The organism is Fluviicola sp. (assembly GCF_039596395.1).
GTDB lineage: Bacteria > Bacteroidota > Bacteroidia > Flavobacteriales_D > Crocinitomicaceae > Fluviicola.
Genome location: NZ_JBCNJT010000004.1, coordinates 254,330 through 270,053 on the forward strand (window position 1 = coordinate 254,330; position 15,724 = coordinate 270,053).

A 15,724-nucleotide genomic window follows, 5' to 3' on the forward strand; every position below is an offset into this window, starting at 1 on the left:
AATACTTTCCCATGAAGATCTTTCGCGTCGAACAATTCAATGCTGCACATCGCTTATTCAATCCGAACTGGGACGATGAAACCAATAACCGTGTTTTCGGGAAATGCAACAACCCCAATTTTCACGGACACAATTACAAACTGGAAGTGGAATTGGACGGTCCGATCAATCCCGACACCGGTTATGTAATGGACATGAAACAGCTTTCCGACATTATGAAGCTGGAAATCCTGGAGCGTTTCGACCACCGGAACCTGAACCTGGATTGTCCGGAATTCAAAGATTTGATCCCTTCTGCGGAAAACATCGCATTCGTTTGCTGGAATATTTTACGCGACAAACTTCCGGCAGGATTGAAATTAAAAGTGCGCCTGTGGGAAACTCCCCGCAATGGAGTCGAATACGATGGAAACTAAATATTTAAAATGTAAGAAAAGGTTCTTGAATCTTTTATATTTTTGCGCACACATCAATTAGTATGAGAGCTCTTTCGGCAATAGGTTTTGTAATCAGCATTGTAGGTTTGCTTTTGGTTTGTTACAACCAATTCGCGATCATTCCGTTCCTGACAGATTTGAACAGTAATGCCGATATCAAGGACAATGAATTTACCCAGGCATTGAGATTCAACTACGAAAACCAGTTGTTTTCCCTGAGCATGCTCAGCATCATAATCGGTGTTTTTTCCGTACTATTCTGTTCGATCGTTTACCTGAAAAAACGCACGAGAATGACCCTGATCGGAACGATCGTAGGTGTTCTGGTGGCCGTTATGGGGATTATACATTCGTGGTATTAAAACATAAGTGTAGGGGGCGAAAAAATTTTTCGCCCCCTGCACATTTTATAGAATTATGGAAAAACTGACCTTCTTCTGGCATCGGAGAGATCTGAGAATCCACGACAATGCCGGACTTTTCAAAGCATTAAAACAAGGAGAAAATGTTCAGCCTATTTTCATTTTTGATACCCAAATACTAAGCAAACTTCCGAAAAATGACCAGCGTGTTCTGTTTATTCATCAGCAGATTGAAACATTACAGGCAGCTTATCAAAAACTCGGGGCTTCCTTGTGGGTTTTCCGGGGAAATCCAACGCAATTAATTCCAGAACTGGTCAAAGAATATTCCGTTCAAAAAGTATTTTGCAACAGGGATTACGAACCCGATGCCATTAAACGCGACAAATCCGTTCACGAAGCGCTTCAAAAACTGGATTGTACCTTTTCAGGCTCGAAAGACCAGGTGATTTTTGAAAAAGATGAGGTGGTGAAGCCCGACGGAAATCCCTATCACGTTTTTACTCCCTACATGAAACGATGGAAGGAAAAACTGAACGATTTCTACCTGAGTACTTACCCGGTTGAAAAATATACTTCCAACCTGAACAAGGGAAAGAAATTTGCTCTTCCCAGCCTGGAAGAACTAGGGTTCAGTGAAATTCAAACACAGGAATTTCCTTCACTCACCATTCCAACCAAAATCATCCGGAATTACCACGAAACCCGTGATATTCCTTCCATTGAGGGAACGTCGCGTCTAAGTCTGCACCTGCGTTTCGGGACGATCTCCATTCGCGAATTGGCCAGGTACGCAAAAGCAACCAACGAAAAATACTTCAACGAATTGATCTGGCGGGATTTTTACCAGATGATCCTGTATTGGTATCCCAAAAGTATGGACCATGCTTTCAAATCCGAATACGACCGCATTGAATGGGAATTTGACGAAAAACAATTCCGGGCCTGGTGCGAAGGTAAAACCGGTTATCCGCTGGTTGATGCCGGAATGCGCGAACTGAATGAAACAGGTCATATGCACAACCGTATCCGGATGGTGGTGGCGAGTTTCCTTTGCAAGCATCTGATGCATGACTGGCGATTGGGGGAACGCTATTTTGCGGAGAAATTACTGGATTTCGAATTAGCGAGCAATGTCGGTGGCTGGCAATGGGCCGCAGGTTCGGGAGTTGATGCAGCTCCCTATTTCCGCATTTTCAACCCGACCAGTCAGCAGGAAAAATTCGATCCGAAGTTTGAATACATCAAAAAGTGGGTGCCGGAATTCGGAACTGCTGATTACCCGGAACCAATTGTGGAACACAAATGGGCTCGCGAACGGGTATTAGAACGGTATAAAAAAGCGCTGAAAGCAAAATAACCTTTTTACTCTTGCCGTAAAGAGGTCATCGAAGAGCAGAATATTAAAACATGATATTATGATTTCGTTATATCACGAAATCATTTTTTGGGAGTTTTTATTGACGTCTCAGTTCACCGGATCGCCATTTCTGCAGGAAGGTTGCCCAGGCAAACGGGTTCAGCAAGTTGTTTACCGGAGATTGCCCCATTGTATATAAACGTGTATTGTTTTGGTTTACCACGTTCCCGAAAGAAAGAGAAGCATCACTCGGAACTAGGGAAGCAATTTGCGCCAGGGATTGTCCCGACAATTGTTTCTGAGCCCTCAGCATCGCATCGTCATAAGGATTCATTTCTACAAACGCTTGTGCAAATGCTTCTTTGGATGGCCATGGATAGACAACTACCTCAGTTAACTGAATGGTATCAACCATCATCATATGAATAATTGAATAACGGTTCTCGGTTAAAGTATCCGGAACAATGTAAGAAGAAGGTTTGTGACCGTAATACCGGAACATCACTGTATCTCCCGGCTGGACAACCAGGGAAAAGAACCCATAGACATCAGCAATCGTACCTCTATGAATGGTTTTGTTATAAACCCCGGCGTAAGGCATTTCCTGCAAGCTATCTGAAGAAACAACTACTCCCGACAATTGAATTAAACGCTCTTTATTTTGAGAATTCGCGTTCAGTGAAATGGCAAATACCATTCCGATAAGTCCGTATTTCAACCAATTATTCATACAGCAAGAATACGGAATTTTCGACAATCATCGAAGGCTTTGGAAGCGTTTAACATTAATTATCAGCTGAAAGTCGAAAAGTTAACAGAAACTTTAACTAAACCGATTTGTTTGTAACCGAAAATAATTACTTTTGCGAGAATTTATTTCAAAAGTAGGTTCAAACATGGCACTGTCCAATCTTAATTCAGTCAGAGAAGGTCTCACTTACGACGACGTACTCTTAGTCCCGGCATTTTCACAAGTTCTACCACGCGACGTTCAATTAAAAAGTAAAATTACCCGTAACATCGAGGTCAATACTCCTATCGTTTCCGCTGCAATGGATACGGTTACGGAAGCAAGTCTGGCTATTGCACTTGCCCAGCACGGAGGAATCGGAGTGATCCACAAAAACATGAGCATTGCCGACCAGGCATTGGAAGTACGGAAAGTAAAGCGTTCCGAAAGCGGAATGATCCTGGATCCGGTGACTTTATCCGAGCACGCCCTTGTCAAAGATGCATTGGAATTAATGGCTGAGTATAAGATCGGCGGAATTCCGGTAGTGGATGAAAACAGAAAATTAAAAGGAATTATCACTAACCGCGATTTGCGTTTTGAGAAAAACCATACTCGTCCGGTTAGAGAAATCATGACCACTGAAAACCTGATCACTACCAAAGACGGAACAAGTCTGGCAACAGCAGAAGATATTTTACAGGAAAATAAAATCGAAAAATTACCGGTTGTTGATGCAAACAACACCCTGATCGGGTTGATCACTTACCGCGACATCATCAAAGTAAAAACACACCCGAATTCCTGCAAGGACCAATACGGAAGACTGCGTGTTGCTGCAGCTGTTGGAGTTACACACGATACCATCGAGCGTGTACAGGCTTTAGTTGAGGCCGGTGTAGATGCAATCGTTATCGATACTGCTCACGGACATACGGAAGGTGTGGTTGTGAAACTAAAAGAAGTCAAAGCGCAATACCCGCAGTTGGATGTGATCGTAGGGAATATTGCTACTGCAGCCGCTGCAAAATACCTGGTAGAAGCAGGTGCAGATGCTGTGAAAGTAGGAATCGGCCCGGGTTCTATTTGTACAACACGTGTGATCGCAGGAGTCGGAGTGCCGCAGTTGACAGCTGTCAATGATGTTGCTCTGGCATTGGAAGGAACAGGAGTTCCGGTAATTGCCGACGGTGGTATCCGTTATACGGGAGATATCGTAAAAGCGATCGCTGCCGGAGCAGATGTAGTGATGATCGGTTCCATGTTTGCAGGAGTAGAAGAATCTCCGGGTGAAACCATCATCTACGAAGGAAGAAAATTCAAATCTTACCGCGGAATGGGATCTTTGGAAGCGATGCAAAAAGGTTCGAAAGACCGTTATTTCCAGGATGCGGAAGACGATATCAAAAAACTGGTTCCGGAAGGAATTTCAGGACGCGTTCCATATAAAGGAAACTTATTCGAAGTGGTTTACCAGATCGTTGGTGGTTTGAGAGCCGGAATGGGTTACTGCGGAGCAGGTTCGATCGACAAATTAAAAGGAGCTGAATTCGTACGCATTACCTCAGCAGGAATGCGTGAATCGCACCCGCACGATGTAACGATCACACGGGAAGCACCGAATTATAGTTTAAAATGATACATGGCAGGGGCGAATAATTATTCGCCCCTTTTTTTATACGCCACTGCCTAATCCTTAATTTTTTCTTAAATCATCCCGATTTTACTTTCAAACCAAAAACAATGTGTTATTTTTGGCGTTCTTGGTTTGCATAAAGTATTACAATACATGAAAAAACGACTAATATTAGCCTTAGGAATCCTGTTTTCCCTGAATACCACCGCTCAAACGGATAACGTTGTGATGGAAATTGACGGTAAAAAGGTCACCAAATCCGAATTCCTCCAGATTTACTTAAAGAATAATACCAATCCGAAATACGACAAACAATCGTTGGATGAGTACATGGAATTGTTCAAGAAATTCAAGTTGAAAGTTGCAGAAGCAGAAGCACTTGGATACGATACCATTCCGAAATTGAAAAAGGAATTGGCGGGTTACAGAAAACAATTGTCGCAGCCATACCTGATTGATTCTACGAAGAACAGTGCTTTGGTAAAACAGGCATACGAGCGCATGAAAAATGAAGTTCATGCTTCTCATATTTTAGTGAAAGTAGCGGAAAATGCTTCTCCTGAAGATACGCTGGCGGCTTACAACCGCATCATGGCTATCAAAAAACGCATCGAGAACGGTGAAGATTTCGCCACTGTTGCAAAAGGAAAAAATGGTTCCGATGATCCATCCGCAGTAAGAAACGGCGGAGACCTGGGTTACTTCACTGCATTCCAGATGGTATACCAGTTTGAAGAAGCGGCTTACAATACACCGGTTGGGAAAATTTCCAATCCTGTTCGCACCAAATTCGGTTACCACATCCTGAAAGTAATCGATATGCGCCCGGCGAGAGGAACCATGAAAGCAGCACACATCATGGTTGCAACCGGAAAAGAAGCAACTCCTGAAGAAATCGAAACAGCTCATAAAAAAGTAGATGAGATTTACGCGAAATTGCAAGCCGGAGAATCTTTTGAAAAATTGGCAAGCGAGTTTTCCGACGATGCACAAACAGCTGAAAAAGGCGGAGAATTGCCATTGTTCGGAACAGGAACAACCACACGCATGGTTCCTGAATTCGAAGAAGCAGCTTTCCAGCTGAAAGCAAACGGAGACGTTTCACAACCGGTACAAACAGCTTTCGGATACCACATCATCAAACGTTTGGAATTAACACCTCTGCGCAGCTTTGAAGAATTGAAAAAAGAGATCCAGGGCAAAGTCAATAAAGACGAGCGTGCCGTTGTAACTCAGCAATCATTCATTGAAAAGCTGAAGAAAACATATGCTTTCAAGGATAATTACAGCAAAACAAGCAAGTGGTTCGTACAAAACATCGATACCAACTACTACAAAGGAACCTGGAATGCTGATGCTTTGAAATCAAACACAGCCATGTTTACTTTGGATAAAAAATCCTTCACTCAGAAAGATTTTGCCGCTTACCTGCAAAAGAACTTCAGAGCTTACAAGAGCATGGACGCAAATACCCTGGTGAAAAAGCAATACGCAGCTTGGCAAAACAGCGAAATCCTTGGTTACGAAGAAAGCAAATTAGACAGCAAATACCCAGACTTCAAAGCATTGATGCAGGAATACCACGACGGAATTTTGTTGTACGAAGTGATGTCCGATAAAGTTTGGAACAAAGCGATCAAAGATACTTCCGGGTTGAAAACTTTCTTTGAAAGCAACAACGCGAACTACAAATGGGGAAAAAGATACAACGCCTATATTTACGAATGTTCGAATGAAGACATCGCGAAAAAAGTGGCTGCTATGCTGAAAAGCGATACGATTTCTTCCCGCACGGTAATCAATGCAATCAACAAGGATTCGGAATTGAACCTGCGTGTAAGAACTGGTAAATTTGAAGTAGAATCTACTCCGTATTTGAAAGGACACGAGTTGAAAAAAGGAGTCAATCCGGCTTATGTGGTTGACGGCAAGTATTACATTGTGAAAGTGGACGAGATCCTGGAGCCGATGCAGAAAACAATGGCAGAAGCGAAAGGAGCTGCAACTTCCGATTATCAAACCTATCTCGAAAAAGAATGGTTGACGGAAATTGCCAAAAAGCACCCGATAGTGATACACGAGCAAGTCCTTTACAGTTTAGGAAAATAAGAAAAGAAAGCCGGCAAAGCCGGTTTTTCTTTTTGCAAAAAACAGTTTATTCTTAAAATAATGTAATTTGCTTTGCGTTATTGATTGAATCTCAAAAAAGAACACGAAATTAGCAACTCATTTTGCTTGATAAAAAGAACATGAAATACAGCATAATCCTTAGTTTATTCTTCATACTGGCATTTACCAAATCCTTTGCCCAACCTAAAATCATCGATAAAGTAGTTGCTCAGGTGGGTGATAACATTGTGCTTTTTTCAGAAATCGAGGGACAAAAACAATCCATGAAGCAAAATGGTATTCCGGATGCAGACATCAATGACTGCGCTATCCTGGAACAAATGCTGTATAACTTCCTGCTGGTAAACCAGGCCGAATTGGATTCTATCCAGATCAGCGACGAACAGGTGGATGCAGAAATGGAAAACAAGCTTCGCATGATTGAAAGTCAGATGAAGAATGTGAAAGATGAAAAAGGGAATCCGATTACCATTGAATCTTTTTATGGCAAAACCAAACTCCAGATCAAAGAAGAATTCAGAACCATCATTAAGAAAAGAATGCAGGGACAGGAAGTAGAACGAGGCATTACTTCTGCCATTGATGTTTCCCCGCTTGACGTTGAGAACTTTTTCAAGTCGATCCCCAAAGACAGTTTGCCGTATATCAACTCGCAGCTTTCTTTCCAGCAGATAGCCATTTTCCCGGCCATTACAAAAAACGATAAGGACATTGCCTACAAGCAACTTTCAGATATCCGGAAACAAGTCGTTAGCGGTAAAACCAGTTTTTGTTCCGCTGCAGCGTTTTATTCCGAAGACCCGGGAAGTGCTAAAATCTGCGGACGGATCGAAGGTACACGCGGTCAGATGGCACGCCCGTTTGAAGCAACGGCTTACAGCTTAAAAGTAGGAGAAATCAGTGAAGTGTTTGAAACAGAATTCGGATATCACTTCATGCAGCTGATCGAACGAAAGGGTGATGATTACGTAGTAAATCACATCCTGATAGCTCCTAAATTCAGCCTGGACAACCTGGATGCTTCCAGCAAGCGCATTGAGAAATGCTACAGCGAACTGAAAGAAAATAAAATAACCTGGGAAGACGCTGTTAAGATCTATTCGAACGATGCAAACACGAAGGAAAACAAAGGATTCATCACCAACCCGATTACCGGGGAGATCAAATGGAGTGTTGAACAAGTGAACCAGGTTGACCCGATGATGTTCCAATTGACAGACGGACTGGAAATCAACCAGATTACCGCTCCGCTTTTGTACTACGATTTCAACGAGCGCAAGGAAGCAATCCGCATTGTACGCGTAGCTGAACGTACCAAGCCGCACGTGGGTAACCTAACGGATGATTACAACTTATTCCGCATGATGGCATTGGAACAAAAGAAGCAAAAAGCTATCGAAACCTGGACGAAATCTAAAATTTCAACCGCATATATCCGCATTGATGATTCTTTCAAAGATTGTCAGTTTCAAAATCAATGGGTTCCTAAAGCACCTTAAAGAAAAAACGATAAAACTATGTCAGACGTAGCTGCTATTGAACAACTGGTAAAAGACTATAAAGCACTTAAGAACGAAATCCACCAGGTCATTGTCGGCCAGGAAGAAGTAGTTGATCAGGTATTGATCTCCATTTTTTCCCGCGGGCATTGTTTGCTTGTAGGGGTTCCCGGATTGGCAAAAACCCTTTTGGTAAATACGATTGCCGACACGCTTGGTTTGTCTTTCAACCGTGTTCAGTTTACTCCCGATCTAATGCCATCGGACATTGTAGGTTCTGAAATCCTGGACGAAAGCCGCCAGTTCAAATTCATCAAAGGGCCTTTGTTCAATAACATCATTTTGGCCGATGAGATTAACCGTACGCCTCCGAAAACGCAATCCGCACTTTTGGAAGCCATGCAGGAGCGAAGAGTAACTGCTGCGGGAACAACGTATTCATTGCCGCATCCGTTCTTCGTATTGGCAACACAAAACCCTATTGAACAGGAAGGAACTTATCCGTTGCCGGAAGCTCAGCTGGACCGTTTCATGTTCAATATCTGGGTAGATTATCCGACGTTCGTAGAAGAATTGGCGATAGTAAAAAGCACGACTTCCGATACAAAAATACAATTGAAACAAATCGTTTCAGGTGAAAAGATCGCGGAATACCAGGAATTGATCCGTCGTATTCCGGTTCCTGACAACGTATTGGAATATGCCGTGAAACTGGTCGCAAAAACACGTAAAGACAACCCGATGGCCCCGCAACTGACGAAAGATTTTATTTCGTGGGGAGCAGGTCCGAGAGCATCTCAATACTTAATTGTAGGAGCAAAATGCCACGCAGCACTGCACGGGCGTTTTTCACCGGATATCGACGACGTAAAAGCTGTTGCTTTACCGATTTTGAGACACCGTATCGTAAGAAATTACCGCGCGGAAGCAGAAGGGTTCTCCAACGACCGATTGATTTCGGAATTGATGAAGAGCTAACAATAACCGGCGGTTTGACACAGACAAACGTCAGTACTTTCGTAAAAACATTTGAATAAAAAACGTAGGGGTGGAAAAATTTTCCACCCCTCGTTTTTTTGGATATATCTATAGGCGTTACACCACGATCGTATATGTCTGACCGTTGATCAGGATGGTAAATGTTCCGTCACAAGATCCCGAACCGTAATCAATCGTACGAACCGATTTTCCGGTTGGTGTGATCTCCAATGTTCCTTTTGTAATGTAAGGACATCCTACTTTCACATGCAATGGGCTGGTAATGTTCGCTACGTAACCGTCTCCGTTTACTACTTCTGCTGTAGCCGTTCCGGTCACGTCCCATTCATCGTCGTAAATATTCAAAATCGTATTGTACCCGTTCGTAAAAGTTCGCACCTGGGAAGAAACATACGTTGCAATTTCTCCGGTAGTTAAGGTTACAACACCGTCTACGTTCACATTGTAATAAGGCTGCCCCAATCCGTTTGGCCCCATATTCTCAACCGTCATCAATCCTTCTACCTTGTTGTTATTGACATAGTAATTAACCGGCGTATAGCGGATAATTGTTCCCTGGTTGTAATACGGTCCGTTGTAAGCAATGATCAACTTACCACGACGTTGTTTCTGATCCAGGCAGGTACAGTTGTTGGATCCCCAATCAATGGTAATTGTATCCTGAGAACCTACCGTATCAATCGTGATGATCACATTACAGTCTGCTTTCTCTGTTTCGGAAACTTCGTGAGTGTCCTGGTAACGGATAATTGGCTTCCCGATCCCGTAAACGAAAACACCTCCTTTGTATGCCTGGTCGGACATGTTCGCCATTTCGGCATAAGCATTTTCTGCGATTGCGTTTGTTGTCGGAGCGCTGCTTTGGTCATACTCCCAGCCAACCTTTTTTTTACATGATGCAACTTGTGCAAGAGTCGCTAAAGCGAGGCTAAAAATTAATAGTCGTTTCATTTTGATGTAGTTTTAGAGATACGAATATCGTTGATAACAAATAACATACCAAACGTTTTTGATATAAATGAGCAAATATCACTTTTAACCGATTATTTAGCAAAAAGTTACACAGTCTGTTATTTTTTACCGAGCAAAATCAAGCCCTTTAAACCTTTTTAATTCGTTGTTCACATTCCGGTATTAATAGTTTCAACGAAGGAAATCAAAATCAGAATTCAGCTTCCCATATCTTTGTTCTATGAAAGATCTCAAATCTTTACAAGCACTGATTGCGCTCATGGATGATCCTGATGAGCAAGTATATGCGCATGTAAGAGATCGTTTGCTGGAGATCGGCCCGGAAGCAGTTCAGCTACTCGAATCTTCCTGGGAAGAAAAAGATTACGGATTGCTCTTTCAATCCAGGATCGAAACTTTGATCCACGAGATCCAGTTTGAAGAATGCAAACGGCAGATGCTTTCCTGGTACCGCAGTTCGACCAAAGATTTGCTGAAAGGCTCCATCATCGTTGCAAAATACCAATATCCGGGTTTAGACGAGAAACACATTTACGAATTCATCGAACGCGTACGCAGGGATTGCTGGCTGGAGTTAAATCCGAATATGACCGCTTTCGAATCAATCCGGATTATCAATAAAGTACTTTTCGGACAATACGGATTTTCCGGAAATTCCAAGAATTATAATTCTCCGCTCAATTCCTTCCTGAACACGGTGATTGAAACCAAGAAAGGAAACCCGCTAAGTCTGAGCATTCTGTACAGTATTATTGCACAGGAACTCAAATTACCGATTTACGGGGTAAACCTGCCGAACCATTTCATCCTGGCGTATATGGATAACAACGGCGTGAACCAGTTTATTTCCAATGGCAACGAATACGGTGTTTTGTTCTACATCAATGCATTTTCCAAAGGAAGCATGCTGCAAAAAGACGATATCGTACAGTTTTTGTCGAGTATCCAGGTAGCTCCGCAGGCGAGCCATTTCCAGCCCTGCTCCAATTCGGATATTATCCGCAGAATGCTGACCAACCTCATTTCTTCCTTCCAGCAGGTAGGAAACCTGGAAAAGGTGAATGAATTGATCGAGTTGAGAAGTTTGCTGGATTAATCTTCTGCATATTCTTTTGATCTTTTCTTCCGGGTTAGAAATCTGGAAGACAATCATTAATTTAGAAGGAATGAAAAAGATACCAACTTTATATGAGTGGGCGGGCGATATCAAAACCTTTGAAACGCTCTTCAGCCAATTTTACGCGAAAGTTCTGAAAGATGATCTGCTTGGCGAAGTATTTAAAGACATGTCACCGGAACACGTGAAGCATGTCTCCAATTTTGTGGCAGAAGTTTTCGGCGGAGAAAAATTCTATACACAGGAGAACAACGGAAGTCATGCTAAAATGATCGGTAAACACATCGGCAAAATGCTCAACGAGGAAAAACGGCAACGCTGGGTACATCTTTTACTGCAAACGGCTGATGAAGTCGGGCTTAAAAGCGATCCTGAATTCCGGTCAGCCTTTGTCGGTTACATTGAATGGGGCACGCGCCTGGCTGTAATCAATTCCGCATTGACAGAAAACCCGGTGGACACAAACGAACCGATGCCAAAATGGGGCTGGGGAGAAACCGGCGGCCCTTATCTTCCGGATACAGAATAAAGCTTTTCCAGACCAAATAATTTGTATCTTGTTTCCCGCCACATTCACAAACCGCAGATAAATAATATACCATGACAAAATATCCCCTCATACTCATGACACTTCTTGGAACAACTCCTTTTATCCAGGCACAGCAAGACAATTATTTATGGCTGGAAGAAGTAGACGGTGCAAAAGCACTGGACTTTGTAGCTGCTCAGAACAAAGCTACGCTCGACAAACTAAGCAAAGAGAAGGATTACCAGTTCATCTACGACAAGAGCCTGGAAATTTCCAATTCTCCCGAGCGGATCGTTTACCCGGGAATTCGTGGGAAATACGTTTACAATTTCTGGAAAGACCAGGAACACGAGCGTGGAATCTGGAGGAGATGTTTGCTGACGGATTATACCAACGGAAACATTCAATGGGAAATTCTTCTGGACATCGATGAATTATCGCGAAAAGACAATATCAAATGGGTTTACAAAGGATCCACGGCCTTTCACGGTTCTGAAAACCGCTTTTTGGTCCAGCTTTCCAACGGGGGCGGTGATGCGGTAGTTATCAAAGAATTTGATGCTGCAAAAAAAGAATTCATCGCAGACGGGTTCCAAATCAATGAAGCAAAAGGCGGAGCGAGTTACATCGATGAAAATACGCTGTGTGTTTCAACCGATTTCGGAGAGGGAACCATGACCACTTCCGGTTATCCGAACCAGGTAAAAATCTGGAAACGCGGCACGTTGCTTCAGGATGCACAACTTATCTATGAAGGACAAGCATCGGATGTGGGTACCTGGGGCGGAACATTGCGGGATGGCGAAAAAACGTATACTTTCATATCTAGAGCTCCTACATTCTTCACTTCCCAAAAGTTGATCTGGATCGACAATAAAATTGTTGCATTGGATATTCCGGAAGACTGTAATATCAGTGGTTTACTGAACGATCAGCTGATCATTCAATTGAAATCCGACTGGAAGGTCAATTCCAAAACCTATCCAAACGGAGCGCTTTTAAGCATGAATTTCAGCCAGTTATTGAAGGGAACGAAAGAAGTTCAACTGATGCTCCAGCCGGATCAATTTTCCAGTATTTCGGAAGTATCGACCACTAAGAACAAAGTACTAGTGAACCTGTTGACCAATGTGACGAGCCAATTGTATATCTATTCGTTCAACAATGGAAAATGGGCCCATGAAAAGGTGAAAGCCCCGGATTTCGGAACAATCACCATTATTACGACCAATGAATCTTCGGACCAGTACTTTTTCCAGTACGAAAATTTCATTACTCCGACGACCTTGTATGTGGCAGATGCTTCCACCAACACTTTTAAAGCAGACAAGTCCCTTCCATCTTACTTTGATGCAAGTAAATACGAAGTAAAGCAGTTCAAAGCAAAATCAAAAGACGGAACGATGGTTCCATACTTCGTGGTAGCTGCCAAAAACCTGAAAATGGATGAAAGCAACCCTACATTGATTCTTGCCTACGGAGGATTTGAAGTTTCTTACCAGCCGTTCTACATGTCGAAATACGGAAATGCCTGGCTGGACAAAGGCGGAGTGTTTGTATTGGCCAATATTCGCGGTGGCGGGGAATTCGGTCCGAAATGGCACCAGGACGGCATCAAGGAAAAACGCCAAAATGTATTTGATGATTTATTTGCTGTCTCGGAAGATCTGATTGCGAAGAAAATCACCTCTCCACAACACCTGGGAGTTATGGGAGGAAGTAACGGCGGTTTGCTGGTTGGAGTTGCCTTCACACAGCGCCCGGATTTATACAACGCCATCGTTTGCCAGGTTCCGTTGCTGGATATGCAGCGTTTCAATAAATTACTGGCCGGAGCAAGCTGGATGGGCGAATACGGAAACCCGGATATTCCGGAAGAATGGGCTTACATTCAAAAATATTCTCCGTACCAGAACTTAAAGGCCGGAATGAATTACCCGGAAGTCTTCTTCACCACTTCTACCCGTGACGACCGCGTTCACCCGGGACATGCGCGTAAAATGGTGGCCAAAATGAATGAATTGGGATACAAAACGTATTATTACGAAAATACGGAAGGCGGACACGCCGGTTCATCTACCAATGAGCAAACCGCAAAGTCCAATGCATTGGTGTTTTCTTATTTATTAATGAAATTGAAATGATTGAAAATGGGGCTTTTTAACTTCCTCAAGCCGAAATCCCGTCCGTTCCTTAACGAAGCAAATTTTCGCAATAGCCGGGATACGCAAAAACACATGACTCCAAAAACACTTGAACAGTTGAGAAAAATTGGCGTAAATGAGGTTAGTGAATTGAAATTAGAGTACTTTTTTTACACAAATACAGCAGATAAAGCCGAACTATTGGCCGCTGAAATTGCAAAACTGGGTTACGATGTTCAATTTGGCGTTTCAGCGAGTGACAAAAAACTTTTCATAATAACAGGTTGGACGAATAAAATGAAAATGTCCGATGAGGTGGTAACAAATTGGACAGTGCAAATGTGTGATTTAGGCTACCAATTTGATTGTGAATTTGACGGCTGGGGAACAACACCTGACCAGATATAGGCTTTTTCAATTCTTAATTTATCCAAAATCTTAACAGTTTCTGGCAATTCATTTTCGGCAAAAAACAGCATGAAGCTGTAACTTAAGAATTCACCAAAAAGGAATGATTATGATGACCTGGAGGCAATTACGGAATTATTTGAAAGGGAAAGTCTTTTTAATCGGCTTGACCTTCGTAGATAAAGATGGGAAAGTAATCGAGCGTTACCAAACACACGGAAGGGTTGCTAAATTGACCATTGACGGATTTTTCAAAATCATCCGGGATGACGACAGCATTTTCCGGATTCCTTATTTGAAGGAAACGATCCGGAAAGCAAAATTTGGAGCATACCGGGAAAAATCGACCGGTGAAACCGTTGAAAACCCGGATTTTATTATGACTTGGAAAGTAAAAACTTCAGATCATACCGATTTGGAGGAAATCAAAAAGCATGGATATTTGCCTGTCCCTTAATTTCAGCCGGAAATAAGAATGAGTTGCGACGAGTGATCCGGAGCTTGTCTATAACTATTATTCGTGCACTTGTAATGTTGCAATGCATACTTATTTGTATATTAAACTCTCCGGAGCATTAAACACGCTGGAGCACAAACCAGGTTTGTAATTGTGAAATATCATGAGTTTAACGAATGAAATCAGTTTTATTTCCGTGGAAAACCAAAATCAGGATTTTCCCAGGCATTTTCACGAAACATTTTGTATTTCACTGATTCGAAGCGGTATTGAAAAACTGGAACTTGAAAATCAATTCCTCTACAGCCAGGAAAACTGTATTTCAATCACCAATCCGTTTGAAGTACACTCAAACCCGCTGGCAGACAACGACACCAACGTCAGTTTCGATACCCTGTATGTTTCGCCCGAACTAATGGCACACATGCTGAAGGGAAAACACATCGAATTCCTGGACAGACAGATCAGAAACAACGACCTCAATCAGACCTTTATCCAGCTTTTGAACAGCCTGAAATCAGGCGCTAATCATTCCTCCGAATATGCACTAACGGATTTTATCCATCGGCTTCAGCCACACGCTTACAATTCCCGGAATGAAAAAACATCCGGTTTCCGCTCCGATTATCTTTCGGAATTGATTCACTACATTGAAGATCATATCGAGGACAAATTCTACCTGGAAGAATTGGCCAAAATGATGCACCTGAACAAATTTGGTTTTTCAAAAAAATTCAAAGCCCTTACCGGCATGTCACCGATGAGTTATGTCCTGATGAAAAAGGTCTTTTCCGCAAAATCAGAAATTCGTCCGGACAGTGACCTGACAGATATTGCCTACGCATATAATTTTACGGACATGGCGCATTTTTCCCACAGTTTCAAAAAGTATGTCGGACTTTCTCCAAAACTTTACCGGGACAGAATCGAAAGATAACTGCCAA

General features: G+C 42.6%; 15 protein-coding genes. 13 read left to right on the forward strand and 2 right to left on the reverse strand.

What is annotated here, in order from left to right:
* Window positions 1-11 precede the first annotated feature (11 nt).
* The 3 genes from ABDW02_RS18720 (at window position 12) to ABDW02_RS18730 (ending at window position 2,159) form a co-directional block, all read left to right on the forward strand.
* The gene (locus ABDW02_RS18720) at window positions 12-416 is read left to right on the forward strand and encodes a 6-carboxytetrahydropterin synthase (RefSeq protein WP_343637329.1); all 405 of its coding nucleotides are present in this window, start codon (window positions 12-14) and stop codon (window positions 414-416) included.
* Window positions 417-478: 62 nt separating this feature from the next.
* Window positions 479-799, forward strand: coding sequence for a hypothetical protein (locus ABDW02_RS18725; RefSeq protein WP_343637331.1), 321 nt, complete (start codon window positions 479-481; stop codon window positions 797-799).
* 55 nt (window positions 800-854) lie between these two features.
* Entirely contained in the window at window positions 855-2,159 is a 1,305-nt protein-coding gene (locus ABDW02_RS18730; protein WP_343637333.1) for a deoxyribodipyrimidine photo-lyase, read from the forward strand.
* Window positions 2,160-2,256: 97 nt separating this feature from the next.
* On the opposite strand, the gene ABDW02_RS18735 is transcribed toward ABDW02_RS18730, so the two are convergent.
* Entirely contained in the window at window positions 2,257-2,889 is a 633-nt protein-coding gene (locus tag ABDW02_RS18735) for a carboxypeptidase-like regulatory domain-containing protein (protein WP_343637335.1), read from the reverse strand.
* A 166-nt stretch (window positions 2,890-3,055) separates the two neighbouring features.
* On the opposite strand from ABDW02_RS18735, the gene guaB reads away from it, so the two are divergent.
* From guaB to ABDW02_RS18755, 4 genes are all read left to right on the forward strand, one after another.
* Entirely contained in the window at window positions 3,056-4,528 is a 1,473-nt protein-coding gene (guaB, locus tag ABDW02_RS18740; protein WP_343637337.1) for an IMP dehydrogenase, read from the forward strand.
* Window positions 4,529-4,678: 150 nt separating this feature from the next.
* The gene (locus ABDW02_RS18745) at window positions 4,679-6,634 is read left to right on the forward strand and encodes a peptidylprolyl isomerase (protein ID WP_343637339.1); all 1,956 of its coding nucleotides are present in this window, start codon (window positions 4,679-4,681) and stop codon (window positions 6,632-6,634) included.
* A gap of 140 nt (window positions 6,635-6,774) precedes the next feature.
* The gene (locus ABDW02_RS18750) at window positions 6,775-8,154 is read left to right on the forward strand and encodes a peptidylprolyl isomerase (RefSeq protein ID WP_343637341.1); all 1,380 of its coding nucleotides are present in this window, start codon (window positions 6,775-6,777) and stop codon (window positions 8,152-8,154) included.
* 18 nt (window positions 8,155-8,172) lie between these two features.
* Window positions 8,173-9,132: an AAA family ATPase gene (locus ABDW02_RS18755; RefSeq protein WP_343637343.1), complete on the forward strand. Its 960-nt coding sequence runs from the start codon at window positions 8,173-8,175 to the stop codon at window positions 9,130-9,132.
* Window positions 9,133-9,249: 117 nt separating this feature from the next.
* Here ABDW02_RS18755 and ABDW02_RS18760 read toward each other — a convergent pair whose 3' ends face one another.
* A complete protein-coding gene (locus ABDW02_RS18760) occupies window positions 9,250-10,104 on the reverse strand; it encodes a hypothetical protein (RefSeq protein ID WP_343637345.1) in 855 nt (284 codons plus the stop codon).
* 241 nt (window positions 10,105-10,345) lie between these two features.
* On the opposite strand from ABDW02_RS18760, the gene ABDW02_RS18765 reads away from it, so the two are divergent.
* From ABDW02_RS18765 to ABDW02_RS18790, 6 genes are all read left to right on the forward strand, one after another.
* A complete protein-coding gene (locus ABDW02_RS18765; RefSeq protein WP_343637347.1) occupies window positions 10,346-11,221 on the forward strand; it encodes a transglutaminase-like domain-containing protein in 876 nt (291 codons plus the stop codon).
* A gap of 70 nt (window positions 11,222-11,291) precedes the next feature.
* Window positions 11,292-11,771 carry a group II truncated hemoglobin gene (locus tag ABDW02_RS18770; RefSeq protein WP_343637349.1) on the forward strand — a complete coding sequence of 160 codons (480 nt, stop codon included), beginning with the start codon at window positions 11,292-11,294 and terminating at the stop codon, window positions 11,769-11,771.
* A 71-nt stretch (window positions 11,772-11,842) separates the two neighbouring features.
* Window positions 11,843-13,915, forward strand: coding sequence for a prolyl oligopeptidase family serine peptidase (locus ABDW02_RS18775; RefSeq protein WP_343637351.1), 2,073 nt, complete (start codon window positions 11,843-11,845; stop codon window positions 13,913-13,915).
* A gap of 6 nt (window positions 13,916-13,921) precedes the next feature.
* On the forward strand, window positions 13,922-14,323 hold the full coding sequence (locus ABDW02_RS18780) for a ribonuclease E inhibitor RraB (protein ID WP_343637353.1): 402 nt from the start codon (window positions 13,922-13,924) through the stop codon (window positions 14,321-14,323).
* Between the two features lie 109 nt (window positions 14,324-14,432).
* A complete protein-coding gene (locus ABDW02_RS18785; protein WP_343637355.1) occupies window positions 14,433-14,780 on the forward strand; it encodes a hypothetical protein in 348 nt (115 codons plus the stop codon).
* A 163-nt stretch (window positions 14,781-14,943) separates the two neighbouring features.
* Window positions 14,944-15,717: an AraC family transcriptional regulator gene (locus ABDW02_RS18790; protein WP_343637357.1), complete on the forward strand. Its 774-nt coding sequence runs from the start codon at window positions 14,944-14,946 to the stop codon at window positions 15,715-15,717.
* The last annotated feature ends 7 nt before the right edge of the window (window positions 15,718-15,724 follow it).

Coding starts and splice junctions, on each gene's coding strand:
- ABDW02_RS18785 (WP_343637355.1), top strand. CDS start 14,433: ATGATGACCTGGAGGCAATTACGGAATTATTTGAAAGGGAAAGTCTTT.
- guaB (WP_343637337.1), top strand. CDS start 3,056: ATGGCACTGTCCAATCTTAATTCAGTCAGAGAAGGTCTCACTTACGAC.
- ABDW02_RS18750 (WP_343637341.1), top strand. CDS start 6,775: ATGAAATACAGCATAATCCTTAGTTTATTCTTCATACTGGCATTTACC.
- ABDW02_RS18775 (WP_343637351.1), top strand. CDS start 11,843: ATGACAAAATATCCCCTCATACTCATGACACTTCTTGGAACAACTCCT.
- ABDW02_RS18760 (WP_343637345.1), bottom strand. CDS start 10,104: ATGAAACGACTATTAATTTTTAGCCTCGCTTTAGCGACTCTTGCACAA.
- ABDW02_RS18755 (WP_343637343.1), top strand. CDS start 8,173: ATGTCAGACGTAGCTGCTATTGAACAACTGGTAAAAGACTATAAAGCA.
- ABDW02_RS18790 (WP_343637357.1), top strand. CDS start 14,944: ATGAGTTTAACGAATGAAATCAGTTTTATTTCCGTGGAAAACCAAAAT.
- ABDW02_RS18735 (WP_343637335.1), bottom strand. CDS start 2,889: ATGAATAATTGGTTGAAATACGGACTTATCGGAATGGTATTTGCCATT.
- ABDW02_RS18770 (WP_343637349.1), top strand. CDS start 11,292: ATGAAAAAGATACCAACTTTATATGAGTGGGCGGGCGATATCAAAACC.
- ABDW02_RS18730 (WP_343637333.1), top strand. CDS start 855: ATGGAAAAACTGACCTTCTTCTGGCATCGGAGAGATCTGAGAATCCAC.
- ABDW02_RS18745 (WP_343637339.1), top strand. CDS start 4,679: ATGAAAAAACGACTAATATTAGCCTTAGGAATCCTGTTTTCCCTGAAT.
- ABDW02_RS18725 (WP_343637331.1), top strand. CDS start 479: ATGAGAGCTCTTTCGGCAATAGGTTTTGTAATCAGCATTGTAGGTTTG.
- ABDW02_RS18765 (WP_343637347.1), top strand. CDS start 10,346: ATGAAAGATCTCAAATCTTTACAAGCACTGATTGCGCTCATGGATGAT.
- ABDW02_RS18720 (WP_343637329.1), top strand. CDS start 12: ATGAAGATCTTTCGCGTCGAACAATTCAATGCTGCACATCGCTTATTC.
- ABDW02_RS18780 (WP_343637353.1), top strand. CDS start 13,922: ATGGGGCTTTTTAACTTCCTCAAGCCGAAATCCCGTCCGTTCCTTAAC.